This is a genomic window from Corallococcus sp. CA054B (assembly GCF_003611625.1).
Taxonomy (GTDB): domain Bacteria; phylum Myxococcota; class Myxococcia; order Myxococcales; family Myxococcaceae; genus Corallococcus; species Corallococcus coralloides.
The window spans coordinates 40,323-65,784 of record NZ_RAVY01000028.1; the positions used below are offsets into that span (position 1 = coordinate 40,323).

General features: G+C 69.5%; 24 protein-coding genes and 1 pseudogene. 13 read left to right on the forward strand and 12 right to left on the reverse strand.

Annotated features, from left to right (window positions below):
* Window positions 1–4 precede the first annotated feature (4 nt).
* The 3 genes from mnmA to D7V80_RS10040 all read left to right on the forward strand — a co-directional run bounded on the left by mnmA (window position 5) and on the right by D7V80_RS10040 (window position 2,570).
* Complete coding sequence (mnmA, locus tag D7V80_RS10030) at window positions 5–1,051, forward strand: tRNA 2-thiouridine(34) synthase MnmA (RefSeq protein WP_120587941.1); 1,047 nt, start codon at window positions 5–7, stop codon at window positions 1,049–1,051.
* Between the two features lie 197 nt (window positions 1,052–1,248).
* The gene (locus D7V80_RS10035; protein ID WP_120587942.1) at window positions 1,249–2,178 is read left to right on the forward strand and encodes an SPOR domain-containing protein; all 930 of its coding nucleotides are present in this window, start codon (window positions 1,249–1,251) and stop codon (window positions 2,176–2,178) included.
* A gap of 29 nt (window positions 2,179–2,207) precedes the next feature.
* A complete protein-coding gene (locus D7V80_RS10040) occupies window positions 2,208–2,570 on the forward strand; it encodes a cupin domain-containing protein (RefSeq protein ID WP_014397344.1) in 363 nt (120 codons plus the stop codon).
* A 57-nt stretch (window positions 2,571–2,627) separates the two neighbouring features.
* On the opposite strand, the gene D7V80_RS10045 is transcribed toward D7V80_RS10040, so the two are convergent.
* The gene (locus D7V80_RS10045) at window positions 2,628–3,227 is read right to left on the reverse strand and encodes a hypothetical protein (protein WP_120587943.1); all 600 of its coding nucleotides are present in this window, start codon (window positions 3,225–3,227) and stop codon (window positions 2,628–2,630) included.
* A 93-nt stretch (window positions 3,228–3,320) separates the two neighbouring features.
* On the opposite strand from D7V80_RS10045, the gene D7V80_RS10050 reads away from it, so the two are divergent.
* The 9 genes from D7V80_RS10050 (at window position 3,321) to D7V80_RS10090 (ending at window position 12,812) form a co-directional block, all read left to right on the forward strand.
* Complete coding sequence (locus tag D7V80_RS10050) at window positions 3,321–3,503, forward strand: ribbon-helix-helix domain-containing protein (RefSeq protein ID WP_014397342.1); 183 nt, start codon at window positions 3,321–3,323, stop codon at window positions 3,501–3,503.
* 24 nt (window positions 3,504–3,527) lie between these two features.
* The gene (locus D7V80_RS10055; RefSeq protein WP_014397341.1) at window positions 3,528–4,487 is read left to right on the forward strand and encodes a UDP-glucuronic acid decarboxylase family protein; all 960 of its coding nucleotides are present in this window, start codon (window positions 3,528–3,530) and stop codon (window positions 4,485–4,487) included.
* Window positions 4,488–4,557: 70 nt separating this feature from the next.
* Entirely contained in the window at window positions 4,558–5,502 is a 945-nt protein-coding gene (locus D7V80_RS10060; protein ID WP_120587944.1) for an NAD-dependent epimerase/dehydratase family protein, read from the forward strand.
* A 164-nt stretch (window positions 5,503–5,666) separates the two neighbouring features.
* On the forward strand, window positions 5,667–7,478 hold the full coding sequence (lepA, locus tag D7V80_RS10065; protein ID WP_120587945.1) for a translation elongation factor 4: 1,812 nt from the start codon (window positions 5,667–5,669) through the stop codon (window positions 7,476–7,478).
* A gap of 5 nt (window positions 7,479–7,483) precedes the next feature.
* Window positions 7,484–8,731, forward strand: coding sequence for a signal peptidase I (gene lepB / locus D7V80_RS10070; RefSeq protein WP_120587946.1), 1,248 nt, complete (start codon window positions 7,484–7,486; stop codon window positions 8,729–8,731).
* Between the two features lie 76 nt (window positions 8,732–8,807).
* On the forward strand, window positions 8,808–9,701 hold the full coding sequence (locus D7V80_RS10075; RefSeq protein WP_120587947.1) for an aspartate carbamoyltransferase catalytic subunit: 894 nt from the start codon (window positions 8,808–8,810) through the stop codon (window positions 9,699–9,701).
* Complete coding sequence (locus tag D7V80_RS10080; RefSeq protein WP_199738477.1) at window positions 9,698–10,999, forward strand: dihydroorotase; 1,302 nt, start codon at window positions 9,698–9,700, stop codon at window positions 10,997–10,999. Before D7V80_RS10075 ends, D7V80_RS10080 begins: the two co-directional genes overlap by 4 nt.
* Window positions 10,999–12,126: a glutamine-hydrolyzing carbamoyl-phosphate synthase small subunit gene (gene carA / locus D7V80_RS10085; RefSeq protein WP_120587948.1), complete on the forward strand. Its 1,128-nt coding sequence runs from the start codon at window positions 10,999–11,001 to the stop codon at window positions 12,124–12,126. Before D7V80_RS10080 ends, carA begins: the two co-directional genes overlap by 1 nt.
* Before the next feature lie 20 nt (window positions 12,127–12,146).
* Window positions 12,147–12,812: a hypothetical protein gene (locus D7V80_RS10090; RefSeq protein WP_120587949.1), complete on the forward strand. Its 666-nt coding sequence runs from the start codon at window positions 12,147–12,149 to the stop codon at window positions 12,810–12,812.
* Window positions 12,813–12,847: 35 nt separating this feature from the next.
* Here the strand turns inward: D7V80_RS10090 and pyk are convergent, their stop codons facing one another.
* The 3 genes from pyk to D7V80_RS10105 all read right to left on the reverse strand — a co-directional run bounded on the left by pyk (window position 12,848) and on the right by D7V80_RS10105 (window position 15,741).
* Window positions 12,848–14,248, reverse strand: coding sequence for a pyruvate kinase (gene pyk, locus D7V80_RS10095; protein WP_120587950.1), 1,401 nt, complete (start codon window positions 14,246–14,248; stop codon window positions 12,848–12,850).
* Between the two features lie 212 nt (window positions 14,249–14,460).
* The gene (locus D7V80_RS10100; RefSeq protein ID WP_014397332.1) at window positions 14,461–15,255 is read right to left on the reverse strand and encodes a bifunctional nuclease family protein; all 795 of its coding nucleotides are present in this window, start codon (window positions 15,253–15,255) and stop codon (window positions 14,461–14,463) included.
* Window positions 15,256–15,384: 129 nt separating this feature from the next.
* Window positions 15,385–15,741 (reverse strand): hypothetical protein, encoded by a 357-nt coding sequence (locus tag D7V80_RS10105; RefSeq protein ID WP_233585240.1) that lies wholly within the window; start codon window positions 15,739–15,741, stop codon window positions 15,385–15,387.
* Between the two features lie 95 nt (window positions 15,742–15,836).
* Here D7V80_RS10105 and D7V80_RS10110 point away from each other — a divergent pair, with 95 nt between their 5' ends.
* Window positions 15,837–17,654, forward strand: a complete 1,818-nt coding sequence (locus D7V80_RS10110) for a long-chain fatty acid--CoA ligase (RefSeq protein WP_199738479.1) — start codon at window positions 15,837–15,839, stop codon at window positions 17,652–17,654.
* Between the two features lie 84 nt (window positions 17,655–17,738).
* On the opposite strand, the gene D7V80_RS10115 is transcribed toward D7V80_RS10110, so the two are convergent.
* The 8 genes and pseudogenes from D7V80_RS10115 to D7V80_RS10150 all read right to left on the reverse strand — a co-directional run.
* Window positions 17,739–19,034, reverse strand: coding sequence for a citrate synthase (locus tag D7V80_RS10115; RefSeq protein WP_014397329.1), 1,296 nt, complete (start codon window positions 19,032–19,034; stop codon window positions 17,739–17,741).
* Between the two features lie 86 nt (window positions 19,035–19,120).
* Window positions 19,121–20,416, reverse strand: coding sequence for a 3-phosphoshikimate 1-carboxyvinyltransferase (locus tag D7V80_RS10120; protein WP_120587959.1), 1,296 nt, complete (start codon window positions 20,414–20,416; stop codon window positions 19,121–19,123).
* A complete protein-coding gene (locus tag D7V80_RS10125; protein WP_120587952.1) occupies window positions 20,413–21,483 on the reverse strand; it encodes a 3-dehydroquinate synthase family protein in 1,071 nt (356 codons plus the stop codon). The genes D7V80_RS10120 and D7V80_RS10125 overlap by 4 nt, the downstream gene beginning before the upstream one ends.
* Window positions 21,480–22,499: a chorismate synthase gene (gene aroC / locus D7V80_RS10130; protein WP_120587953.1), complete on the reverse strand. Its 1,020-nt coding sequence runs from the start codon at window positions 22,497–22,499 to the stop codon at window positions 21,480–21,482. Before aroC ends, D7V80_RS10125 begins: the two co-directional genes overlap by 4 nt.
* Window positions 22,496–23,743, reverse strand: coding sequence for a shikimate dehydrogenase (locus D7V80_RS10135; protein WP_370452478.1), 1,248 nt, complete (start codon window positions 23,741–23,743; stop codon window positions 22,496–22,498). The genes aroC and D7V80_RS10135 overlap by 4 nt, the downstream gene beginning before the upstream one ends.
* Window positions 23,743–24,219 (reverse strand): shikimate kinase, encoded by a 477-nt coding sequence (locus D7V80_RS10140; RefSeq protein WP_233585241.1) that lies wholly within the window; start codon window positions 24,217–24,219, stop codon window positions 23,743–23,745. Before D7V80_RS10140 ends, D7V80_RS10135 begins: the two co-directional genes overlap by 1 nt.
* Before the next feature lie 103 nt (window positions 24,220–24,322).
* Complete coding sequence (gene ubiE, locus D7V80_RS10145) at window positions 24,323–25,012, reverse strand: bifunctional demethylmenaquinone methyltransferase/2-methoxy-6-polyprenyl-1,4-benzoquinol methylase UbiE (RefSeq protein WP_014397323.1); 690 nt, start codon at window positions 25,010–25,012, stop codon at window positions 24,323–24,325.
* A pseudogene (locus D7V80_RS10150) lies at window positions 25,009–25,462 on the reverse strand (3-deoxy-7-phosphoheptulonate synthase); the annotation flags it as partial. The gene ubiE and the pseudogene D7V80_RS10150, both read right to left, overlap by 4 nt.

Consider the following 25,462-nt stretch of genomic DNA (forward strand, 5'->3'; position numbering starts at 1 on the left):
CCCCATGCGAGTCGTCGTTGCGATGAGTGGCGGAGTGGATTCCTCGGCCGCCGCCGCCCTGCTCAAGGAGCAGGGCCACGAGGTCATCGGCATCACCCTGCGCGTCTGGTCCTACGAGGGCGCCGCGAAGTGCGGCAGCTGCTGTAGTCCGGACGACATCGACGACGCCCGCGCGGTGGCCCAGACGCTGGGCATCCCGTTCTACGTGGCCAACGCCGAGGAGATCTTCCAGGACCGGGTCGTCAACCCGTTCGTCCAGTCGTACCTGGGCGGCAAGACGCCCATCCCCTGCGTGAGCTGCAACCGCGACGTGAAGTTCAACTTCCTCCTCAAGCGCGCGCGCGCCCTGGGCGCCCGGCTCGCCACGGGCCACTACGCCCAGGTGGAGGAGGTGGACGGCCGCTTCCACCTGCGCCGCGCCGTGGACGCCGCCAAGGACCAGAGCTACTTCCTCTTCACCCTGGGGCAGGAGGAGCTGAAGGACGTGCTCTTCCCGGTGGGCCACCTCACCAAGCCGGAGGTGCGCGCCGTCGCCGAGCGCCACCACCTGCCCACCACCCACAAGCCGGAGAGCATGGAGATCTGCTTCGTGCCCGACGGCGACTACGCCGGGTTCGTGGAGAAGGTCGCCGGTCCCCAGCCGTCCGGCGAGGTCGTGGATCCGGACGGCAAGGTGCTGGGCACGCACAACGGCATCCACCGCTTCACCGTGGGGCAGCGCAAGGGGCTCAACCTGGGCGGTGGCGAAGTGCGCTACGTGCAGCGCCTGGAGCCGGAGACGAACCGCGTCGTCGTGGGCCCCGCGGAGGGCACCGGCCGCGCGCAGTTCGGCCTGCTCCAGCCGCACTGGGTGGACGGGCCGCCCTCGCCCGAACAGGCCGTGGAGGTCCGCATCCGTCACCGCCACGCGGGCGCTCCGGGGCGGATCCACATCTCGCAGCACGGGCTGGTGTCGGTGAAGCTCGACGAGCCCGCGCGCGCCGTCACGCCGGGGCAGGCCGCGGTCGTCTACGACAGGGATCGCGTGCTCGGCGGCGGGTGGATCGTCTGAGCCCACCCGGCGCATCCTGCGTCGTCCCTTGAAGGCGTCGCCGGAGCTGCTGGGGCCGGACTTCCGGCCTCGCGCGCACTGGGACTTCGCTGCCTCCGCGAATTTGACCCGCCTGGGGGTGGGGCGTAGCTTGCGCGCACGCTGTCGCTACAGGCCGTTACACGGGCCGTGAGCGCGCGATCGAGGTCTGCCCCGCCATGCGTGACGCCCACCGGATGAAGGAGAAGTTCGACGTCTCGCTGGACAACCGGCAGATCGTCAGCCTGTTGATCGCCGGCATCGTCGTGATGGGCGCCGTGTTCGTGCTGGGCGTGGTGGTGGGCAAGAAGCTCGCGGGCGACTCGCAGACGGCCGCCGCCCCGGACCTGCTCTCCGCGCTGGATGCCAACGCGCAGGTCCTCAACGACGCGCGCCAGGATCCGCCGCTCACCTTCCCGGACGAGCTCACCCGCAAGACGGGCTCGGAGCCCCTGCCGCCGCTGCCCAAGGTTGCCGCGAAGCCGGAGGCCCCCAAGGTCGCCGCGAAGCCAGAGACGAAGCCGGAGCCCAAGCCCGCGGAGGCCCCCAAGGTCGCGGCGAAGCCCACCCTGGCCCCCACGCCGGACCCCGACACGGGCGAGCTGCCCGCGATGGACGCCGCCGAGGAGGACGCCATCGCCAACGGCAAGCCGCTCGCCAAGCCGGAGTCCAAGCCCGAGCCCAAGGTCGAAGAGCCCGCCAAGGTCGCCGCGAAGCCGGAGCCCAAGGTCGTGGAGCCGGTGAAGGGAAAGGTGGAGGAGACGCCGGTCGCCACCCGCACCGCCGCGCGTGACGGGGGCATGAAGGAGGCCATCGCCCGGGCCCAGGCGCTGCCCGCGGAGCCGCCGCGTCCGTCCGAGGCCGTGAAGGGTGGGGCGTTCACGCTCCAGCTCTCTGCCTTCCAGAGCCGCCAGGACGCCGACCGTTTCGCCGCGCGGTTGCGCGACAAGGGCTATGCCCCCTATATCCTGGCGGCGGAGGTGCCTGGAAAGGGCACCTGGTACCGCGTCCGGATGGGCAGCTTCGCCAGCAAGGAAGCCGCGGGTCGGTACCTGACGGACTTCAAGCGCGAGACCCAGCTCGACGCGTACGTGGCCGGCACGAACTAGCGCTGCTGGGCAAGGAAGAGACGAAGCAAATGACGACGACGAAGCGGGTGGAGAAGCCCTGGGGGCACGAGCTCATCTGGGCCCACACGGAGCGCTACGTGGGCAAGCTCCTGCACGTGAAGGCCGGCCACAAGCTGAGCCTCCAGTTCCACAACGTGAAGGACGAGACCATCCACGTCCAGAGCGGCAAGCTCCTCTTCGTCGTGGACGAGGGCCAGGGCCTCATCGAGAAGGAGATGAACCCCGGTGAGAGCTACCACATCAAGCCGCTGACCAAGCACCGGATGGTCGCCATCACCGACTGCGACATCCTCGAGGTCAGCACCCCCGAGCTGAACGACGTGGTGCGCCTGGAGGACTCCTACGGGCGCACGGGCACCAGCGCCCCGTAGTCCCCGCCGTGAAGCCCGCTGGCGCGCCTTCGCGGTGCGCCGGCCGGGCCTCCGACGTCACTCCTTGGGCTTCGCCGCCGGGTTCGGATTGCGGGTCCACTGGTCCACGGTGCCGTCGCCGTCCAGGTCCTCGCCAATGCGATCCACCTGGCCGTTCTCCCAGTACTCCCAGTAGTCCACCCGGCCATCGTGGTTCGCGTCGCGCTCCTTCCGCACGAGCGTGTCGTTCTCGTAGTACAGCCACGAGTCCGCGCGGCCGTCGCCGTTCAGGTCCCGCTCGCCCTTGGTGCGCTTGCCCTCGGTGTAGTGGTACGTGGCGTCCACCTTGCCGTCGTAGTCCAGGTCCATCACCTCGCGGACCTTCGCGCCCTGCGGATCCAGGTACTGGGTGACGTCCACGCGGCCGTCCCAGTTCAGGTCCAGCTCCTTGCGCACCAGCGCGTCCTTGAGCCGGTACTCCCACACGTCCGTGCGGCCATCGCCGTTGGCGTCCAGCTCCGTGACGGTCTCTCCCGGGGCCTGCTTCCCCCGGACGCCCTCCGCCTCGGGGCGCTTGCGCGCTGCGTCAGGGGCCTCCGCGGCCTTCTGGGAGGCGCAGCCCGCGAGCGCGCCAGCAACCAGGAAGCCCAGGAAAATCAAACGGTTGCTAGAAGCCAAGGTGCCTCCCGAGCAGGTGGGGCGCCATGTTCGCGCCTCTTCACTTCCGTGCTTTCGCAGGCCACGTCATTCCATATATTTTCACGTATCGCCATGGCCCGAAAGAAAGTCAGCACCACCATCTACATCACTCCGGAGCAGAACGAACTGCTCAAGGCGCTGAACCAGAAGACGAAGGTGCCCGTGGCCGAATACATCCGGCAGGGCATCGACCTGGTGCTGGAGAAATACAAAGCGCAGCTGCCGGGCCAGGCGACCTTCGACGAACTCTCCTGACGAACGAGGCGTGACGTGACGAGCATGCGTGGCAAGCGGGCGGTGGTGCTGGGTGGGGCCGGATTCGTGGGCTCGCACCTGTGTGAGCGGCTGCTGGATGACGGCGCGGAGTCCGTCCTCGCGGTGGACAACCTCATCACGGGCAATGAGGCGAATGTCCGCACGCTCAAGCCGCGCGCGGGCTTCCAGTTCGTGAACCAGGACATCACCGAGGGGCTGGAGGTGGACGGCCCGGTGGACTTCGTCCTCAACCTGGCCTCGCCCGCGTCGCCCATCGACTACGCGAACCTCCCCATCGAGACGCTGCGCGTGGGCTCCATCGGCACGGAGAACGCGCTGAAGCTGGCGGAGAAGAAGAAGGCCGTGTTCCTCATGGCCTCCACGTCGGAAGTGTACGGCGACCCGCTGGTGCACCCCCAGAAGGAGGATTACTGGGGCAACGTGAATCCCATCGGGCCCCGCTCGGTGTACGACGAGGCCAAGCGCTACTCGGAGGCCATCAGCGCCGCGTACGAGCGCAGCCGGGGCGTGAACGTCCGCATCGTGCGCATCTTCAACACCTACGGCCCGCGCATGCGCCTCAACGACGGCCGCGTGGTGCCCGCCTTCGTGGGCCAGGCGCTCAAGGGCGAGGACTTCAGCGTCTTCGGGGACGGCAGCCAGACGCGCTCGTTCTGCTACGTGAAGGACCTGGTGGACGGCCTGGTGCGGCTGGTGCTGTCGGACGTCCGGGGCCCGGTGAACATCGGCAACCCGCGCGAGATGACCATCAAGCAGTTCGCGGAGGCCGTGCGTGAGGCGGCCGGTGGAGGTAGGCAGATCGTCTACCACCCGCTGCCCAAGGATGATCCGAAGCAGCGTCAGCCGGACATCACCCGCGCGCGCACGCTGCTGGGGTGGGAGCCCAAGGTGAAGCTGGAGGATGGTTTGCGGGACACCATCGCCTACTTCCGAGAGGTTGCCGCTCGTCCCTCTGGGACTTAGGTTGGCCGCGCGCGAGTGAACGCGAGGTAGACGGCCCGGGCCCGTGGCGGCCGGGCCTGGGGAGAACGGCGTGAAAGTCCTGGTAACGGGCGGCGCGGGCTTCATCGGCTCGCACGTGTGCGATGAGTTCCTCCGCAATGGCCATGAGGTCATCGCGCTGGACAACCTGTCGAGCGGCAAGAAGGAGAACCTGGATCCGCGCGTGCGGCTGGCTGTGCACGACATCCGGAGCCCGGAAGCCGCGGAGCTCATCCGCACGGAGAAGCCCCAGGTTCTCTGTCACCTGGCCGCCCAGATGGACGTGCGCCGCAGCGTGGAGGACCCCGGCTTCGACGCGGACGTGAACATCCGCGGCATGACGAACCTGCTGGAGGCCGCGCGCCAATCCGGCGTGAAGAAGGTCATCTTCAGCTCCACCGGCGGCGCCATCTACGGCGAGCAGGACTACTTCCCGGCCCGGGAGGACCACCCCCAGCGGCCGGTGTCGCCCTACGGCGTCTCCAAGGCGGCGGGCGAGCTGTACCTGGGCTACTACCGCGCGCAGTACGGCCTGCCGTACGTCGCCCTGCGGTACGCCAACGTGTACGGCCCGCGGCAGAACCCGCATGGCGAGGCGGGCGTGGTGGCCATCTTCAGCCAGCGCGTCATCGCGGGGCAGGGCTGCACCATCTTCGGCGAGGGCAAGCAGACGCGTGACTTCGTCTTCGGTCCGGACGTGGCCCGCGCCAACTACCTGGCCTTCCAGAGCGACTACGTGGGCGCCGCGAACATCGGCACCGGCGTGGAGACGGACATCAACCGGCTCTACGAGCTCATCGCGCAGGCCGGCGGCAGCTCGCTGAAGGCCGCGCACGCGCCGGGCAAGCCGGGCGAGCAGCTGCGCTCCTGCATCGACGCGGCGCACGCGAAGAAGGTGCTGGGCTGGGAGCCGACCGTGCAGCTGGCGGAGGGCCTGCGCCACACGATCCAGTTCTTCCGCGACCAGGTCGCGGGGCCCGTCCGCGTCCGGGGCTGAGTCGCCGCCCAGGTCCCTCCGGCCCTGGTGCCGGGGGGCGCATCAAAGGGAATGCCGGGCGTCAGGTGGGTGGAGTGCCCGGCGGGCAGGTGTGCGCCGGTCGTGGATTTTCAGGCGGTTCGGTGTTACCTACGCCCGCTTCGCGACCGACGAGCGCCCTGACCATGCCGGCTGAAAACGCGCACATCCGCAACTTCTGCATCATCGCCCACATCGACCATGGAAAGTCGACGCTGGCCGACCGCCTCCTGGAGAAGACAGGCACGCTGACCAAGCGTGAGGCGCAGGCCCAGTTCCTCGACAACATGGACATCGAGCGAGAGCGGGGCATCACCATCAAGGCCCAGTCCGTGCGGATGACGTACACCGCCAAGGACGGCCAGAACTACGTCCTCAACCTCATCGACACGCCGGGACACGTGGACTTCGCCTACGAGGTGAGCCGCAGCCTCGCCGCGTGCGAGGGCGCGCTGCTCGTCGTGGACGCGACGCAGGGCGTGGAGGCGCAGACGCTCGCCAACGTCTACATGGCGTTGGACCACAACCTGGAAATCATCCCGGTCATCAACAAGATCGACCTGCCCTCCGCGGACGTGGACCGCACGCGCGGGGAGATTGAGGACGTCATCGGCATCGACGCGTCCGTCGCGGTGCCGGCCTCCGCGAAGGAGGGGCTCGGCATCCACGACATCCTGGAGTCGGTGGTGAAGCGCGTGCCGCCGCCCACGGGTTCGCCGACCGCGCCGCTCAAGGCGCTCGTCTTCGACTCCTGGTACGACAACTACCGGGGCGTGGTGACGCTGGTGCGCGTGCTGGAAGGCACGCTGAAGCTGAAGCAGAAGATCAAGATGTTCAGCAACAACAAGGTCTTCGAGGTGCAGGAGTTGGGCGTGTTCAGCCCGTTCTCGCGCCCGGTGCAGCAGCTGATGGCGGGCGAGGTGGGCGTGCTCGTCGCCAACGTGAAGGAGCTGCAGGACGCGAAGGTCGGCGACACCGTGACGGAGGAGGCACGCCCCACGGAGGCGCCTTTCCCGGGCTTCAAGGAAGTGAAGCCGATGGTGTTCTCCGGCATCTTCCCGGTGGACTCCGCGGACTACGAGAACCTGCGCGACGCGCTGGCGAAGCTGACGCTGAACGACTCCGCCTTCACCTACGAGCCGGAGTCGTCCACGGCGCTGGGGTTCGGCTTCCGCTGCGGCTACCTGGGCCTGCTCCACATGGAGATCGTCCAGGAGCGCCTGGAGCGCGAGTACAACCTCAACCTGATCACCACGGCGCCGTCGGTGGTCTACCGGATCACCACCAGCAAGGGTGAGACGCTGCTGGTGGACAACCCGGCGAAGCTGCCGCCCACGCAGAACATCGAGAAGTTCGAGGAGCCCATCCTCACCTGTCACATCCACGTGCCCAACGAGCACCTGGGCGCCATCCTGAAGCTGTGCCAGGACCGGCGTGGCGTGCAGAAGGACATGAAGTACCTGGGCTCCAGCGGCACCCGCGTGCAGGTGACGTACGAGATGCCCATGGCGGAAGTCGTGTTCGACTTCTTCGACCGGCTGAAGAGCGTGTCGCGCGGCTACGCGAGCCTGGACTACGAGCTGTCCGCCTACGCGGAGGCGGACCTGGCCAAGCTGGACATCCTCATCAACGGGGAGCCGGTGGACGCGCTCTCCGTCATCGTGCACCGCGAGCGCGCGTACCTGCGCGGCCGCGAGGTCTGCGAGAAGCTCAAGGAAGTGATTCCCAAGCAGATGTACGAGGTGGCCATCCAGGCCGCCATCGGCGCGAAGATCATCTCCCGCGAGACGATCTCCGCCATGCGCAAGAACGTCCTTGCCAAGTGCTACGGCGGCGACATCAGCCGCAAGCGCAAGCTCCTGGAGAAGCAGAAGGAGGGCAAGAAGCGCATGAAGCAGGTGGGCACGGTGGAGATTCCGCAGGAAGCCTTCCTCGCGGTCCTCAAGACGGAGCAGTAAGCCCCATGAGCACGGCCAGTCCTTCCATGAAGCTGGGAGCGGCCATGGCCGCGCGCCGCACCCCCGAGCAGCTCAAGGCCCGCCGCCAGCTCATGTGGCGCGAGCTGCTCACCAGCCTCTGGGCCCCGCTGTGCGGCGTGGGCCTGGCGTTCCTCCCGTACGTCACGCTGATTGAGATGGCGCCCGGCACCGCGTCCTGGGCCCAGCCCCTGATGAAGGGCTTCGGCCTGCTGATGGTGGTGGCCTTCTTCGGGCTGCTGGTGTGGCGCAGCGCCTCCAGGAAGGAGTCGCTCTTGCGCACGCTGCGCCATGAGGCGCACGAGCTCATCTCCGAGGACGAGCGCATCCTCGCGCGCCTGGGGACGAAGGTGACCCCGGCCGTGGCGGAGAAGCTGACCGAGCAGGCCCTGCGCGTGGAGTCCGCGTCCGTGGCGGGCAACCCGGAGCTGCTGCGCACGGAGACGCAGGCGCTGGAGAAGCTCACCCAGGAGCATCTGGGCGCGTACCGCAAGCAGTCCGTGTGGGACTTCCTGGGCGGCTTCGGCAAGGCGCTGCTCATCGCGGTGGTCATCCGCACGGTGCTCATCGAGCCGTACCGCATCCCGTCCGGCTCCATGCTGCCCACGCTGCAGATTGGCGATCAGGTCTTTGTGAACAAGTTCATCTACGGGGTGCGCATCCCGTACACGAACTTCGTCCCGTTCCGCATCGTGCGCGAGCCGAAGCGCGGGGACGTCATCGTCTTCAACAACCCGGTGGACGAGTCCAAGGACTTCATCAAGCGCGTCATCGGCATCCCCGGCGACACGGTGGAGATCGTCGACGGGGTGGTGCGGATCAACGGCGAGCCGCAGCCGCGCACGCTGGTGACGCCGGACTTCGTGGTGCACAACCAGGACGACCTGACGGGCCGCTGGTTCGACCAGGAAGAGGTGCTCTACCGGGAGACCCTGGGCGACGTGGTGCACTCGTCGCTCCAGCACCCCATGCGCCTGCCGGGCCGCGAGCACGAGGGCCCCTACACGGTGCCCGCCAACAGCGTCTTCGTGATGGGCGACAACCGGGACAACAGCGCGGACAGCCGCTACAACCTGGGCGGCCCGGGCGGCGCCGAGGTCGCCTACGTGCCCTACGGCCACATCAAGGGCAAGGCCATGGTCGTCTGGCTGTCGCTCGGCTGGGGCGGCCTGCTGGGCAACCTGTTTGGCGGCACGGGCCTGCGGGTGGACCGCTTCTTCGAACCGGTGCGCTGACGGACGCTGGCCGGACGGCCACCACGCGCCGTGCTTGACGCAACGTGCGGCGCGCGGTACGCGGCGGCCCCGGCCCATGAGACATCTTCTCGGAATCGCAGGCTGGCGGCGGGACGAGCTGGAAGCGCTGCTCGACCGCGCCCAGGCACACCTGCCCGGCGGACCGGATGCCTCGCACGTACTGCGGGGCCGCGTCGTGGCGAACCTCTTCTTCGAGGACTCCACCCGGACGCGCTCCTCCTTCGAGGTGGCCGCGCGGAAGCTGGGCGCGGACGTCCTCAACTGGAGCTACGCGGGCTCCTCCGTGTCCAAGGGGGAGACGCTCCTGGACACCGCGCGCAACATCGAAGCCATGGGGCCGGCGGTCATCGTCATCCGCCACCGCTCCTCCGGCGCGCCGGGGCTCGTGGCCCGGCACGTGAGGTGCGCGGTGGTGAACGCGGGCGACGGCGCGCATGAGCACCCGTCCCAGGCCCTGCTGGACGCCTTCACCCTGCGCCAGCGCTGGGGCCGCCTGGACGGGCGCACGGTGCTCATCGTCGGCGACGTGCTGCACAGCCGCGTGGCGCGCTCCAATCTCCTGTGCCTGAAGGCGCTGGGGGCCCGGGTCGTGCTCTGCGGTCCGCCCACCCTCCTGCCGCCAGGGCTGGAGGAGATGGGCGGAGAGGTGACGCATCAGCTGGACGCCGTGCTGCCCCAGGCGGACGCGGTGATGTGCCTGAGGCTGCAGACGGAGCGCATGTCGGAAGCCTTCCTGCCGTCCCAGCGGGAGTACTCGCGGCTGTTCGGTATCACGCCCGCCCGCGCGGAGCGGATGAAGCCGGACGCCCTCGTGCTGCACCCGGGCCCCATCAACCGCGGCGTGGAGCTGTCGCCGGTGGTGGCGGACGGGCCTCGCAGCGTCATCCTGGAGCAGGTGGCCAACGGCGTCGCGGTGCGCCGGGCCATCCTGGAGGCGTGCGCATCATGACCCCAGTGCTATTCCAGCGGGCGCGCGTCATCGACCCGCGCAATGGCGTGGACGGCGTTCGCGACGTGCTCGTGACGGACGGCCGGGTGGCCCAGGTGTCGGAGGCCCCGCTGCCCGCGCCGAAGGACGCGCGGGTGGTGGACGCCACGGACAAGTGGCTGGTGCCGGGCTTCATCGACCTGCACGTGCACCTGCGCGAGCCGGGAGAAGAGGGCAAGGAGACGGTCCTCACCGGCTGCCGCGCGGCGGTGGCGGGCGGCTTCACCGGCGTCGTCGCCATGCCCAACACCAAGGTGGTGAACGACAGCGCGCTCGTCACGGAGCTGGTGCTGTCGCGCGCTCGGGACGCGGGCCTGTGCCACGTGTACCCGGCGGGCGCCATCACCAAGGGGCTCAAGGGCGAGGAGCTGTCGGAAGCAGGCGAGCTGATTGGCGCCGGCTGCGTGGCCCTCACCGACGATGGCCGCCCGGTGATGAACGCGGGCCTGATGCGCCGGGTGCTCCAGTACGCCACCCAGTTCGACGTGCCGGTGATGGTGCACGAGGAGGACCTCACCCTGTCCGCCGGCGGCGCCATGCACGAGGGCGCCACGTCCACGCGGCTGGGCCTGCGCGGGATTCCGTCCTCCGCGGAGGTGGCCATGGTGGCGCGCGACCTGGTGCTCCTGGAGGAGACGAAGGGGCGGCTGCACGTGGCGCACGTGTCCTGCGAGGGCAGCGTGCGGCTCATTCGCGAGGCCAAGCAGCGCGGCCTGCGCGTCACCTGCGAGGTGGCGCCGCACCACTTCACCCTGGATGACCGGGCGGTGGGGGACTACGACACCCACGCGAAGATGGCGCCGCCCTTGCGCAGCGACGTGGACGTGAAGGCGCTGCGCGAGGCGCTGGTGGACGGCACGGTGGACGCCATCGCCACGGACCACGCGCCGCACGGCGTGTCCGACAAGCTGGTGGAGTTCGAGAAGGGCATCAACGGCATCGTCGGGCTGGAGACGGCCCTGGGGCTCACGCTGGCGCTGGTGCACGAGGGCGTGCTCACCCCGCGCCGGGCGGTGGAGCTCTTGTCGGACGGGCCGGCGAGGGTATTCGGCCTGCCGGGCGGTCACCTGGCGCCTGGTGCCCCGGCGGACATCACTCTTTTGTCTCCTTCGGAGGAGTGGACGGTGGATGCCCACCGGTTCTATTCCCGCAGTCGCAACACGCCCTTCCACGGGCGCACGCTGAAGGGCCGCGTGACGCAGACGTGGGTGGGCGGCCGGTGTGTGTTCGAGGACGGTCAGCTCAAGGAGTCGCGGTGATGACGAAGCGGGCGGTGCTCGCACTGGCGGATGGCACCACGTTCGAGGGACGCGCCTTTGGCGCTTCCGGCGAGACGGTGGGCGAGGTGGTTTTCAACACGTCCATGTACGGCTACCAGGAGATCCTCACGGATCCCTCGTACGTGGGGCAGATCGTCACGATGGCGTACCCGGAGATGGGCAACATCGGGGCGAACGCGGCGGATGAAGAGGCGGGGCTGCCGCACGCGGTGGGCATGGTGGTGCGCTCGCTGACGAAGACGCCCTCCAACTGGCGCTCGCAGGAGACGCTGGACGCGTACCTCGCGCGCCACGGGCGCGTGGGCATCGAAGGCGTGGACACCCGCCGGCTGGTGCGCCACCTGCGCACGCACGGCGCGCAGACGGGCATCATCTCCACGGAGAACGTGTCCGCCGCCGCCCTGTCCGAGCGCGCGCGCACCGCCGTGGGCATGGAGGGCCTGGACCTGGCCACGGGCGTGTCCTGCAAGGAGCCCTACGTCTTCACCACGCCGTCGCCGGACGTGTTCCTGGCCCCCGGGGACAAGCGCCCGGAGCCGGAGCTGAAGTACGACGTCATCGCGTACGACTACGGCCTCAAGCGCTCCATGCTCCAGTACCTGGTGGACGTGGGCTGCCGCGTGACGGTGGTGCCGTCGCACTTCACGGCGGAGCAGGTGCTGGCGAAGAAGCCGCACGGCGTCTTCCTGGCCAACGGCCCGGGCGACCCGGCCGCGGTGAAGGGCGCGGACCGCACGGTGGCGGCGCTCCTGGGCAAGGTGCCGGTGTTCGGCATCTGCCTGGGGCATCAGATCATGGCGCTGGCCCTGGGCGGCCGGACGTACAAGATGAAGTTCGGCCACCGCGGCGGCAACCAGCCCGTGAAGGACCTCACCACGGGCAAGGTGGAGATCACCGCGCAGAACCACGGCTTCGCGGTGGACGACGCCAGCCTCAAGGGCAAGGCCGTCGTCACGCACATCAACCTGAATGACGGCACGGTGGAGGGCCTGGCCGTTCCGGACGCGCGGGCCTTCAGCGTGCAGTACCACCCCGAGGCTTCGCCCGGCCCTCACGACGCGCGCTACCTGTTCAGCCGCTTCGCGACGCTGATGGCGGGTTCGTAGGAAGAAAGCTCGCAACGGCCATGGACACCGCGCTGACCCCGTTGTCGTACCAGCCGTACCTGGACCAGCTCATCGCCTTCGGCAGCTCGGAGGCGCGCAAGCCGGACCTCCTGGAGGCCAAGGCGGAGTACTTCCGCCTCACCGGTGAAGTCTTCGAGGACGACAAGCTCTTCGAGCTGCGGATGGCGTCGTTCCTGGACTACTACCTCTACGACCGCGTCTCGCCGCTCACGGGCAAGACGCCGGCCGCGGAGCTGTACGAAGAGCGCCAGAAGTCCGCGCCGCCCGAGGAGGCCAACGCCTTCCGCAGCTTCACGGAGACGGTCCACGGCCTCTTCGAGGTGCGCAAGCTGGGCAAGGGCATGGTGCGCCTGCGCGAGCTCTTCTCCGGCAAGGACTTCGACGTGACGGAGCGCCGCCACATCGCGGGCCTGGAGTCAGGGGACGTGCTGGAGGCGCGGCTGGTGCCCTTCGGCGGCCACCTGCTGTTCTCCTCCGCCTTCTGCTACCACCCGGCGCTGGCCCTCAAGGCCATCAAGGCCGAGGTGAAGCGCCGCAAGAAGAAGGAGCCGGAGCGCCCCGCCAAGGACCTGGTGTGGGAGTGCGCCCGCCGGGCCCTCAACGTGGAGCGCTACCGCCAGCTGTCCGTGGAGAAGCTCTACGACTTCGAGCAGAAGGTCCTGTAGGCCTTCTGCCCCCGAGCCTCCACCGCGGGCTGTCTTCAGATGCGGTGGATGCTCATCATGTTGGTGTTGCCCGGCACGTTGAGCGGCACGCCGGCCACCAGGATGAAGGGGGCGCCGGGTTCGCAGAAGCGCAGCTCCTGACAGAGCCGGCGCACCTGCTTGAGCATGGCCTCCGTGCTGCTGACGCGCTTCACCAGGTGGCCCGTCACGCCCCAGTACAGCGCCATCCGGTTCACCGTGTCCGCGTTGGGCGTCAGGCCGAGGATGCGTCCGCCGGGCCGGAACTCGGAGATGAGCCGCGCGGAGTGGCCGCTCTCCGTGTACGCGATGATGGTCTTGATGTTGAGCTGCCGGGACGCGGCCACCGCCGCCGCGGCGACGCCGGTGCCCAGGTCCTCCGAGCGCTCGAAGGGAGAGTGGGGCAGGGTGATGAGGCCGGTGCGCTCCGTCTCCTCCACGATGCGCGCCATGGTGGCCACCGCGTCCACGGGGTAGCGGCCGGCGGCCGTCTCGCCGGAGAGCATCACCGCGTCCGCGCCGTCGAGGATGGCGTTGGCCACGTCCGACACCTCCGCGCGCGTGGGCCGGGCGTTGAGCACCATGCTCTCCAGCATCTCCGTGGCGACGATGACGATGCCGCCCATGCGGTTGACCTCGCGCACGGTGCGCTTCTGGATGGCCGGCAGCTGCTCCAGCGGCAGCTCCACGCCCAGATCGCCGCGGGCCACCATCACCCCGTCCGACTCCCTGGCGATGGCGTCCAGGTTCTCCACCGCCTGGGGCTTCTCAATCTTGGAGATGATGGGCGTCTTGCCCTTCGCCACCAGCGCCCGCGCCTGGCGCACGTCCTGGGCGGAGCGCACGAAGGACAGCGCCACGTAGTCCACGCCCACCTCCTGGCCGAACGCCAGGTCCACCTTGTCCTTCTCCGTCAGCGTGGGCACCGACATGGCCGTGCCGGGCAGGTTGAGCCCCTTGTGGTCCTTGAGCAGCCCGCCCACCTCCACGCGGCAGGACACGTCCTGGCCGCTCACCTTCAGCACCCGCAGGCGCACCCGGCCGTCATCCAGCAGCACCTCGTGGCCCTTCTCCACGTCCCGGGGCAGCGTGCGCACCGGGGTGGGGATGATCTTCCCCTGGCCCTGCACCGCGCGCGTCGTCACCGTCACCGTGTCGCCGGCCGTGACCATCAGCTGGCCGCCCTCGAAGCGCCCCAGGCGCACCTTGGGGCCCTGGACGTCCTGGAGGATGGCCACCGGCACGCCCAGCTTCTTCGACACCGCGCGGATGCGCTGGACGCGCTGGCGGTGCTCGTCGTGCGTCCCGTGAGAGAAGTTGAGCCGGGCCACGTTCATGCCCGCCTTCACCAGTCCCTCGATGACTTCCTTGGAGTCCGAAGCCGGACCCAGCGTGCAGATGATCTTCGCCTTGCGCATAGAACCGCCCATCCTAGCGCCAACGGGGTGGGCGTCTTGACAGGCTTGCGCCCGAAGGACTAACTCTTCGCTTCACGCGCTGGGCGGAAAGTTACCGCGAGCCGGCGCACGCCATTCGTGGCTCTCAGACGCTTGAGACGAAGAAAGCCCGGCTACCTTGGGAGGGGGGGCCGGGCTTTCATCGTTCCAGGGCGGGCCTTCTTCGCGGACGGCTAGAGGTCGATCTCCTGGCCCTTGCCCATGGGCTCCATCAGCGGCGTCGTGGCGTGGTCCATGCCGATGTCCTCCGAGGGAGGCTTCGGGTGGCCAGCGCTGGGGCCCATGGGAGGCGGCGGAGGCAGGGGACCCATGTCCTCCTCACCCAGGCCGCCGCTGCCGCCCACGCCCAGGTCCTGCTGCTTCTGGAGGGCCTCAATCTCCGCGCGGGTGATGCCCGCCAGGGTCAGCACCTTGCGCGTCACGCGGATGCGGGCCTGGCTGTGCATGGCCATGGCGATGGAGTCCGAAGGCCGCGCGTCCAGCGCCAGCTCCTTCTTGCCCTGCTGGAGGAAGACGCGGCCGGAGTAGACGTTGTCACGCAGGTCGTCGATGCGGACCTCCGTGACCTTGCCACCCAGCTTGTTCACCACGTCGTCCAGCAGGTCCTGGGACAGGGGCTGCGGAGGCGGACGCTCCGCGAGGCGGAAGGCGATGGAGACCGCCGCGCCCTCGTCCACGAACAGGGGGAGCACCGTCTCCCCGTCCTTGGTGGTCAGCACGACGGCGTGCGTCTGCGCCTCCATCAAGGGCACCACGTCCTTCACCTCCAGCTCCACCAGCTCCGAACAGGCCTTGGGGTCGCTGCCCTTCTCGGTGACGCAGGGCTTCTCTTTTTTCCCTTCCGCCTTGTCGGAGGCGGCGATGGCGCCGGGGATCCCGAACGCGGGAAGGAACAACGCTCCCCCCAGCGCCAGCACCACGGCCGTGAACGGAGCGACGAAGAAGTTGGCGCGGTTGGACGTTTTCACATCCCTAAGCTACGCACCTCTCCCTTCACCGGGAGGGCACCGCCCCTCCGCCGTCGCGAGCGGCCCCCGGGCCCTGGCCCACCCGGTTGGAGGGCGGGCGGGCAGCCGGGAAGAAGGGGCGCGAGGCGACTAGCGGTCGTCCTCGGTTTCCTCGTCGTCGTAGTCCTCGTCGTCCTCGGACTCCTCGTCGTCTTCGTCCTCGTCGTCGAGCTCGTCCTCGTCGGACTCCTCGTCGTCTTCGTCCTCGTCGTCGAGCTCGTCCTCGAGCTCCTCGGCTTCGAGCGTCATCGTCACCGCGAACTTCTTGCTCAGGGTGGCGATCTGCGCGCGCATCTCCGTGAGCGCGGCGACGAAGTCCTCGGAGAGGTTGGCGGGCGCCTTCGCGTCGCAGTGGGGACAGACAATCTTTTCCGTCCCCTCGATGAGGTCCTGGGCTTCCAACTCGAAGCTGGCCTCGCACTTCTGGCAGGTGAAGTCGATGCTCATGGTCGGGCGCGGCATACAAAGCCGGTGAACATGCTGTCAACGCCTGAGACGGGGGGACGTGGAACGGGCGGGGAGCTTCCACTACGTTTCGCCAGATGGACCTGCCCAAGACGATGCTGCATGCGCTCCATGACCAGGCCGCGCGGCTGGAACACCGCCCGGCGCTCTGGTCCCGCCATGGAGGCGCCTATGTCCCCACCTCGTGGTTCGACTACGCCCAGCGCGTCAAGCGCTTCGCCCTGGGGCTGTACGCGCTGGGGTTCCGGGACGGCGACCCGCTGGGCATCCTGAGCTTCAACCGCGAGGCGTGGCACGTCGCGGACCTGGGGGCCATGGCCCTGGGCGGCATCCCGGTGGGGCTCTACACCACCAGCAGCGTGGATCAGCTCGTCTACATCCTGGGCCACTGCGAGGCGCGCTTCCTCCTGGTGGAGAACGCGAAGCACCTGGCCACCGGTCTGGAGGTCCAGAAGCGGCTGCCCGCGCTCAAGCACCTCATCGTGGTGGACGCGCCCACGCCGCTGCCCGAGGGCGTGCTGCGCTACGCGGACGTGCTGGCCTCCGGCGCCAAGACGGATGAAGCCCCGTACTGGGACGGCGTCCACGCGCTCCACCCGGACGCGCTGGCCACGCTCATCTACACCTCCGGTACCACCGGCCAGCCCAAGGGCGTGGCCTTGAGCCACCGCAACCTCGCCTGGACGTCCAGGCAGCTGAGCGACACCATGGGCTTCCGGGACATGGAGGACGACCGGCTGGTGTCGTACCTGCCGCTGTCACACATCGCGGAGCAGATCGTCTCCCTGCACAGCCCGCTGCTCCTGGGCACGCAGGTGTACTTCGCGGACTCGCTGGACACCCTGGGAAAGAACCTCACGGAGGTGCGCCCCACCATCTTCTTCGCGGTGCCGCGGGTCTGGGAGAAGTTCAAGACGAAGGCGGAAGAGGGCCTTGCCGCGCAGCCACCCCTGAAGCGCCGGCTGGTGGAGTGGGCCCGCGCCACGGCGCTGGAGCGCAACACGCGCGTGCTGAGCCAGGAGCGCGTCCCGTCGTTCATGGAGGCCAAGTTCGCGCTGGCCCAGCGGCTGGTGTTCCAGCCGTTGAAGACGCGCATCGGCCTGGAGAAGGCGAGGTTGTTCGCCACCTCCGCGGCGCCCATTGGCCGGGACGTGCTGGACTTCTTCGCCTCCATCGACGTCGTCCTGCTGGAGGTCTGGGGCATGACGGAGGTGTCCGGCCCCGCCACGGTGAGCACCGCCGAGTGCGCCCGGCTGGGCACGGTGGGCCGCCCCATGCTGGGCGTGGAGGTGCGCATCGCGGAGGACGGGGAGATCCTCGTCCAGGGCGGCAACGTGTGTCTGGGCTACCACCGCAACCCGGAGGCCACGCAGGAGCTCTTGGCGGATGGGTGGCTGCACACGGGTGACGTGGGGCAGCTGGATTCCGAGGGCTTCCTGCGCATCACCGGGCGCAAGAAGGAGATCATCGTCACCTCCGGCGGCAAGAAGACGTCCCCGGCCAATATCGAAGAGCTGCTCAAGGCCGTGTCCCCCGTGGGGCACGCGCTGGTGGTGGGGGACAGGCGCAACTACCTGGTGGCGCTGGTGACGCTGGAGCCGGACCGGGTGCGGAAGCTGGCGCGGGAGAAGGGCTGGCCGGAGGACGTGGCCACACTGGCGAGGGACGCGCGGCTCCAGCAACACCTGCAGGAAGCGTTCGAGCGGGAGGTGAACCCGAAGCTGTCGCGCTTCGAGACCATCAAGCGCTTCCGCGTGCTGCCGGGGGAGTTCTCCATTGACGGCGGAGAGCTCACGCCCAGCATGAAGATGCGCCGCAAGGTGGTGGAGCAGAAGTACGCGGACGTCATCGAAGCGCTCTACAGCGAGCCGGGGGGCGCCGCGGCTCACGGGTAGGGCCCCGCGAAAGCGAAAGGGGCGGAGGACCCGAGCTTCGAGTCCTACGCCCCTTCGTGCTTCAGCGGCCGTGACAGCCGGTGGCTACTTGCGCTTGTCCTGCGCCACGTAGTCGCGGCGCGCGGCGCCGGTGAAGACCTGACGGGGACGGGCGATCTTCTGCTCGTTGTCCGTCACCATCTCCTCCCACTGCGCGCACCAGCCCACCGTGCGGGGGATGGCGAACAGCACGGGGAACATCTCCGCCTGGAAGCCCATCGCCTCGTAGATGAGGCCCGAGTAGAAGTCGACGTTCGGGTACAGCTTGCGCTTCACGAAGTACTCGTCCTCGAGCGCGATGCGCTCCAGTTCGAGCGCGATCTCCAGCAGCGGGTTCTTGCCCGTCACGTCGAAGACCTCGTCCGCCACGCGCTTGATGACCTTCGCGCGCGGGTCGTAGGACTTGTAGACGCGGTGGCCGAAGCCCATGAGCTTCTTCTCGCCCTCGCCGCCCTTCACCTGCTTGATGAACTCCGGGATGTTGGCCTTGCTGCCAATCTCGCGGAGCATGCGGAGGACCGCCTCGTTGGCGCCGCCGTGCAGCGGGCCGTAGAGCGCGCCCACGCCCGCGGCGACCGCGGAGTAGGGGTCCACCTGCGAGGAGCCCACCGTGCGCACGGACGTGGTGGAGCAGTTCTGCTCGTGGTCCGCGTGCAGGATGAAGAGCACGTCCAGCGCCTTCTCCAGCGTGGGGTGCACCTTGAAGGCGCTCGTGCCGATGCGCTTGATCATCGCCAGGAAGTTGGCGACGTAGGACAGGTCGTTGTCCGGGTAGACGAACGGCAGGCCCATGGCGTGGCGGTACGAGAACGCGGCCAGGGTGGGCATCTTCGCGATGAGGCGCGTGATCTGGATCTCACGGCTGCGCGCGTCCTTGATGTTCTTCGCGTCCGGGTAGAACGCGGACAGCGCCGCCACCGTGGAGCCCAGCATCGCCATGGGGTGCGCGTCGTAGCGGAACCCGTCGATGAAGGACTTGATGTTCTCGTGCACCAGCGTGTGGTGGGTCACGTTGAACGTGAAGTTCTCCAGCTCCTTCTGCGTGGGCAGCTCGCCCTTCAGCAGCAGGTAGGCCACCTCCAGGAAGGAGGACTTCTCCGCGAGCTGCTCGATGGGGTACCCGCGGTACTCGAGGATGCCCTTGTCGCCGTCGATGAAGGTGATGGCGCTCTTACAATTCGCCGTGTTCAGGAACGCGGGGTCGTAACCCATCAGACCGAAGTCATCGCTGCCGGTCTTGATCTGGCGCAGGTCGGGGGTGCGGATACAGCCGTTCTCGATCGGGATCTCGTACGTCTTCCCGGTCCGATTGTCGGTGACGGTCAGCGTGTCCTTGGGCATGGGCGGAGATTTCACAGGGCGGCGGACGCTTTCAACAAAAAAGAACGATAAGTCTTAGAGGCGAAGTTTCCGGTCCGCGCTGCCGCTCAGGAATAGCGGACGCCGGCCCGCGCGAGCTGCCGCCAGAAGCCCGGGAAGCTCTTCTCCACGCACTCCGGCCCCGTCAGATCCAGAGGCACCCCGGACAGCACACACAGGGTGGCCGCTGACATCGCCAGGCGGTGGTCACCCCGGCTGTCCATGGCGAAGCGCGCGGGCTTCACCTTCGGCGGGAGGATGCGGAGCGTCTCACTGTCGGCTCCGGCCGACAGTTCCGTGGTGCCACCGTAGGCAGACACCAACGTGCGGATGCCCTCCAGCCGGTCGCTCTCCTTGACCCGCAGGATGCCCACGTCGCTGAGCGTGGTGGGCCGGGGTAGCACGCACGCGAGCGCCGCCAGCGTGGGCAGCAGGTCCGGGCACTCCTTGCCCGTCGCGCGCAGCTCGCCCGTGGCTTCACCCTCGAAACGCCACGTGTTGGGCGCGCCCGACGGGAGCATCTTCAAGCCCACTTCAGCGGCCAGCCGGAGGATCGCCTGGTCCGGGTGGGCGCTCTGGGGCTCCGCGCGCTCCACCGTGCCGCCCGTGCGCCAGGCGATGAGCACCAGGTAGCCCAGCGAGGACCAGTCGCCCGGCAGTGATGGGACGGATTCGGGCGCCTGATAACCCATGACGGAATAGTGACCTTCGGACTGTTCCACGGTGAAGCCGAAGCGGCGCAGCCACGCCACCGTGAGGTCCATGTAGCCGGCGCTGGTGAGCGTGCCTTCAATCTCCACGCTCCACGCGCGCTTCTCCCGGAGGAAGCGCTCCGCGCAGCCCAACAGCAGGCTGGAGGCGTACTGGCTGCTTTGCGCGCCCGGCACGCGGAACACCGGCGCGAGCTTCGTGGTGTCCTGGGGGGCGTGCAGCTCCACCGGCCACGGGGTGCCTTCGGTGAGCGTCAGGCCCGCGGGGCCCAAGGCCTGCTTCAGCGACGTGAAGAGCGGGCCGTGCGGGCGCTCACCCAGGCGGGGCGTGCCGGTGAAGCGCACGCGCGCGCCGGGCGTCACCGCGGCCTGCGTGACGAGGATGCGAAAGGGGGCGCCGCCGTCCGCGCAGTCCACGTCGCGCACGGGACCGGGGGGAAGGCGCAGGGCCTCCACACCCCGGCGCAGCACGCGCACGTCGGCGGGAAGGTCCTCGTCCGATTCCGCCTGCACCGACGGCAGCGGCCAGGCGCCCGTGAGGTGTCCCAACACCAGGGCTCGCTGGGCGTCCGACTTCGACACGGGCGGGGTGAGCGGTGAGGCGCTCAAGGCGCTCGGGTCGACGGTGAGGCGGTTCGGAGAGGCGTGGCTCAAGGGCGGGCTCCACGGGTCCAGGCGGGCCACAGGGTCCGCCACGTCTTCGGCATCACATCCACGACTTCGGCGGTGCCCACGGCGGTGAGCAGCACCATGCGCAGCTCGCCGTTGGCGCCGGCCTTCTTGTCGGCGTCCAGCAGCGCGACCACGTCCTTCAGCGGCGCGCGCCCGGCGATCTCCGCGGCGCGGTCTCGGCCGAGCACGCCCGGGCCCCGGGCCAGCGCGCGCTCCACGTCATGCGCCACGGGCTCCGGGGTGATGCCCAGGTGCCGGCCCACGTCCAGGGCCCAGAGGATGCCCAGGCCCACCGCGTCGCCGTGCGACAGCTTGAAGCGCGACAGGCTCTCCAGCACGTGGCCGAAGGTGTGGCCGAAGTTGAGCACGCGGCGCAGGCCCTGGTGCTCGTACGGGTCCTTCGCGCAGACGTCTTCCTTCAGGCCGCGCGCGTCCTTCACCAGCTTCTCCAGCTTCGGCGGCGTGCGCACGTAGCGCTTGAAGAGGGACGCATCCAGCGACGCGACCATCTTCCACGCCTCGATGGAGCCCTCGCGCACCTGCGCGTCGGACAGCGTGGCGTACAGCTCCGGGCACAGCCACGTCTCATCCGCGTAGTGGAAGACGCCCGCGGGGTTCTTCACCACGCGGCCGCGCACGACGAGGTCCACCGCGCCCTTGCCGCCCAGGCTGCTGTCCACCGCCGCGAGCAGCGTGGTGGGCACCTGCAGCAGCCGCACGCCGCGCTTGAGCAGGTGCGCGGCCACGGTGGCCACGTCGCCCACGGTGCCACCGCCCACGGCGACGAGCGTGCCGGAGCGCGGCAGCGTGATGCCGCCCGCGAGCACCTTCTGGAGGGAGCTGAGGCTCTTGGCGCGCTCACCGCCGACCAGCTGGATGATGGCGCGCGGCTTGCGGGCCTCGATGGCGGGGATGAGCGTGGGGTGGAATCGCGCGACGGTGCGGTCCACCACGGCGACGCTGCCCTCGGGCAGCCTGGCGACGAGCTTCGTGAAGGAACCCCAGCGATCGTTGGGGGGGCGGTAGGAACCGGGAGGAAGCGGGCTCATGCGGAGTGGGGGCGGGCGTTGAGTTGCTGGACGAGGTCGGCGATGACGAGCGACACCATGGCCTCCAGCACCGGGACGGCGCGGGGCATGATGCACGGGTCGTGACGGCCGCCCTTGGCGTGATCCGCCAGCGTCGCGGGCGGCTTGAAGAAGGCGCGCACCTGCATGGGCTCACCGTTGGCGAGCCCACCCTGGATGCCGCCGTACGCGTCCTTCACGGCGTGGAACTTCGTGCCGGGCTGGCCGATGCGCTGAAACAGGTCGGGCGGGCCCCACACGACACCGGTGACGGCGCCAATGCTGCCCAGCGCCTGCGCGATGAGCGCCTTGAGCTTGCCGAAGATGGGCTCGCCCAGGCCTACGGGCAGGCCCTCCACGCGCACGTCGATGGAGCCGCCCAGGCTGTCCCCGGCCTCCTTCGCGGCGAGGATCTGACGGGCCATCTCTTCACGGACGGCTTCATCCGGGCAGCGGGTGGGGTGCGCGTCCACCATGGCGCGGGTGAGGCCCGGCGCCGGAACGGGAGCGACCAGCTCGCCTACCTGGGAGACGTAGGCCACGGTGCTGATCGAAGGCAGGTCGCGCGCGAGGTACGCCTCCGCGATGGCGCCGCCGATGACGCGGCAGAGCGTCTCACGTCCGCTGGTGCGGCCGCCGCCCCGGTGGTCGCGGTGCTTGTAGCGCTCGCGCCACACGGCGTCCGCATGGCCTGGCCGGTCCACGCTGGCCAGCTGGTTGTAGTCCTGCGAGCGCTGGTTCGCGTTGCGCACGATGGCCGCGATGGGCGTGCCCAGCGTCTTGTCCTCGAAGACGCCGGAGAGGATCTCGACGGTGTCGGGCTCGTTGCGCGGGGTCACCAGGGCGGACTGCCCGGGACGCCGGCGGTCCAGGGCCGCCTGGATCATCTCGCGCGTGAGCGGAACGCCCGCGGGGCAGCCGTCGATGACGGAGCCCAGCGCGGGGCCATGGCTTTCGCCAAAGGTGGTCAACCGGAAGAGGGTTCCAAAAGTATTCATGTCGCCGTTTCCCAGAGTTGTCGCTGCCGCCGGGCCTGGGCGACGAACCACGCCGCACCTAGCAGGAGAGGGGTGCCCCCGCGGCGAACGATCTCCGCGGCGACGCGCCGGCCGGGCGCACCGTATGCGATCACCGCCACGCGTGCCCCTTGGAATCTCAGGTTTTCGGGGGTGGCCACGCGGTCCGGCCACGTCCAGACCCAATCCCCGGACAGCGGGGCTTGAATCTCCGCGCGCTTCACGACCCGCAGGGCAAGTCCGTGTTCAGCGGCCACCAGCCGCAGGGCCTGCGTGGAGCCGCCGTCGCCCAGCACCGCCACGTCCTTCGAGCCCAGGCGCTCCAGCACCGCGCGGGCGCCTTCGGTGTCGGTGTTGAAGGACTCCCACCGCGAACCCCGGCGCACCAGCGTGTTGATGGCGTCCAGGGATGAGCCCGTGTGCTTCGCGAGCCGCATCTTGAACGGGCTCGTCACGGCGAAGCCCGCGTAGTGCGGCAGCATCGCGTCCACCACCGCCTCCACCGGCGCGTCCTCGGCCAGGTCGATGCGGTCGAACGGCTGGCGGTGGATGCGCGGTGAGCGCGAGTGCGGAATGGCCGTGCCCAGGATGCCCAGGCGCAAGGCGTGCGGGTCCTTCGCCTTGCGGTGTTCGCGCACCACGTCGTCCAGCAGGCGCTGTCCCGGGGCCGCCGTCCACGGGCCGCCCATGGCCACGTACTCCAGGCCGTTCCTGCGCGAGAGCACCGCGCGCGCCGGGATGGCGACGGGGCCCATGCCCAGCACGGTGACGCGCTCGGCGCCGAAGCGCTGGGACAGCGCTGCCTGTGTTTCCAGCAGCACGTCCAGGTGCGCGGGCCCGTCCATGGGCTCCACGTGCTTCACCAGCGCGTCCGGCGGAATGGGGCGGGACCAGCGCTTGAGCGCCTCCGCCGTCGTCAGCGGCCCTTCCGCGTGGTGCGACGCGAGCAGCTTCCCCGGCGGCGCGTCCATGTCCTGCGCTCGCTCCACGTCGCGGTCCACGCGCCACGCGGCCTGGATCCACGGCGCGGGCAGCGGCTTGCCCCGCTCGGAGACGAGCAGCGGCATCACGCGGGCGAGCGCCTCCGGGTCGATGTCGCCGGGAGCATGCAGGTCGGTCCGCACCTCGATGACGTCCGCGCCCCGCTTGAGGCCATCGCGCGCGAAGGTCACGGCGTCCGCGCCGGTGAGGGTGGGGGGCAGGGTGATGATGCGCCGGGTGGCCATCAGTCAGGCTCCTGGGCAAGACAGCCCCGGAGGAAGTCCGCCAGGGAGATGGTGGGGACACGGGCGTGCATCGCCTCGCGTTCATGGAACAGCGAGTGGAGCTCTTCCTCCAGCGACACGTCCGTGCGCAGCCGCGGGCGAGTGGTGTCCGCCATCAGCCGCTCGCGGTAGGTGTCGAAGGTGACGGGGACGACGAGCGTGAAGTGCCCGGCGAGCGCTTCCGGATGGTGCGACAGGAAGCCGCCGCCCACCGCCACCACGCTGCCTTGGGGCAGCAGGCCCAGCGTCTCGCGCTCGGCGGCGCGGAAGGTGGTGGGGGACTCCGCGACCCAGGTGCGGAGCGGGCGCCCATGCCGGCGCTCCAGCTCCGCGTCCAGGTCCAGGCCAGAACGGCCGAGCAGTTTCGAGACGAGCGGCAGCAGGCGCGTCTTGCCGGCCGCGCGGTGGCCCGCGATGACGACGGTCTGCGCGCCCACGGGGCGGGGGCAGGGCCCCGGGGACGAAAGGGCCCCCTGGAGCGCCTGCTGGAGTCTGGGGTCTACCGACGCGACGACTTGCGAGACAAGGAGGCGTCGTGCCTCAACGGACGGTGCCGACATAGACGTAGGCGGTTCCAAACAGCAGGGGGTGGGCGGCGCGCTCGGAGTAGGCGCCGGCCTGGTCCATCAAGGAGAGGAAGCGGTCGCCGGCGGGGAAGGCCGCGGCGGTGCGGGGCAGGTACTGGTACGCCGCGCGGTTGCCCGTGAGCAGGCCACCAATCGCCGGCATCACCGTCTTGCTGTAGAAGCGGAACAGCGCGCCGTACGGGCCCGTGGGCTGGCCGAACTCCAGCACCACCACGCGGCCGCCGGGGCGCACCACGCGCGCCATCTCCTTCAGGCACTGCACCGGATCATCCACGTTGCGGATGCCGAAGGAGATGGACGCCACGTCGAAGGTGTTGTCCGGCAGGGTGAGCGCCATGGCGTCCTGCACCTGGAACTCCACCTCCAGGCCGGCCTTGGCCGCCTTGGCCGGCGCGCTCTCCAGCATCTCCGGGCAGAAGTCCGTGCCCACCACTCGGCCCGTGGAGCCCACCTTGCGCTTGAACGCCAGCGCCAGGTCGCCCGTGCCGGTCGCGCAGTCCAGCACGTGGCTGCCTTCCTTCGCGCCGCTGAGCTTCACCGCCGAGCGCCGCCACAGCCGGTGGATGCCGAGCGAGAGGACTTCGTTCGTCACGTCGTAACGCGTGGCGATGGAGGAGAACATCTGACGGACTTCGGTGCTCATCGCGCCCCCGCGATCTGTGCCGGCCCCGCCGGCGTCCAAAGGTGACGGTCCACCGCGGCAAGCACGCCCGGCAGCCGTTGCATCAACGTAGCGAAATCCCCGGGCGACATCGCCTGCTGACCGTCGCACAACGCCTGCTCCGGCCGGGGGTGGACTTCAATCAACAATCCATCCGCCCCGCAGGCCGCTGCCGCCAGCGACATGGGAGCGATGAGCGACGGGATGCCCGTCGCGTGCGAAGGATCCACGATGACCGGCAGGTGCGTGCGCTCCTTCGCCCACGCCACCGCGGCCAGGTCCAGCGTGTTGCGCATGGCGGTTTCGAAGGTGCGGATGCCGCGCTCGCAGAGCATCACCTGCTCGTTGCCGCCCGCCAGGATGTACTCGGCCGCGTTGAGCCACTCCTGCACCGTGGCGGACAGCCCGCGCTTGAGCAGCACCGGTTTGCGC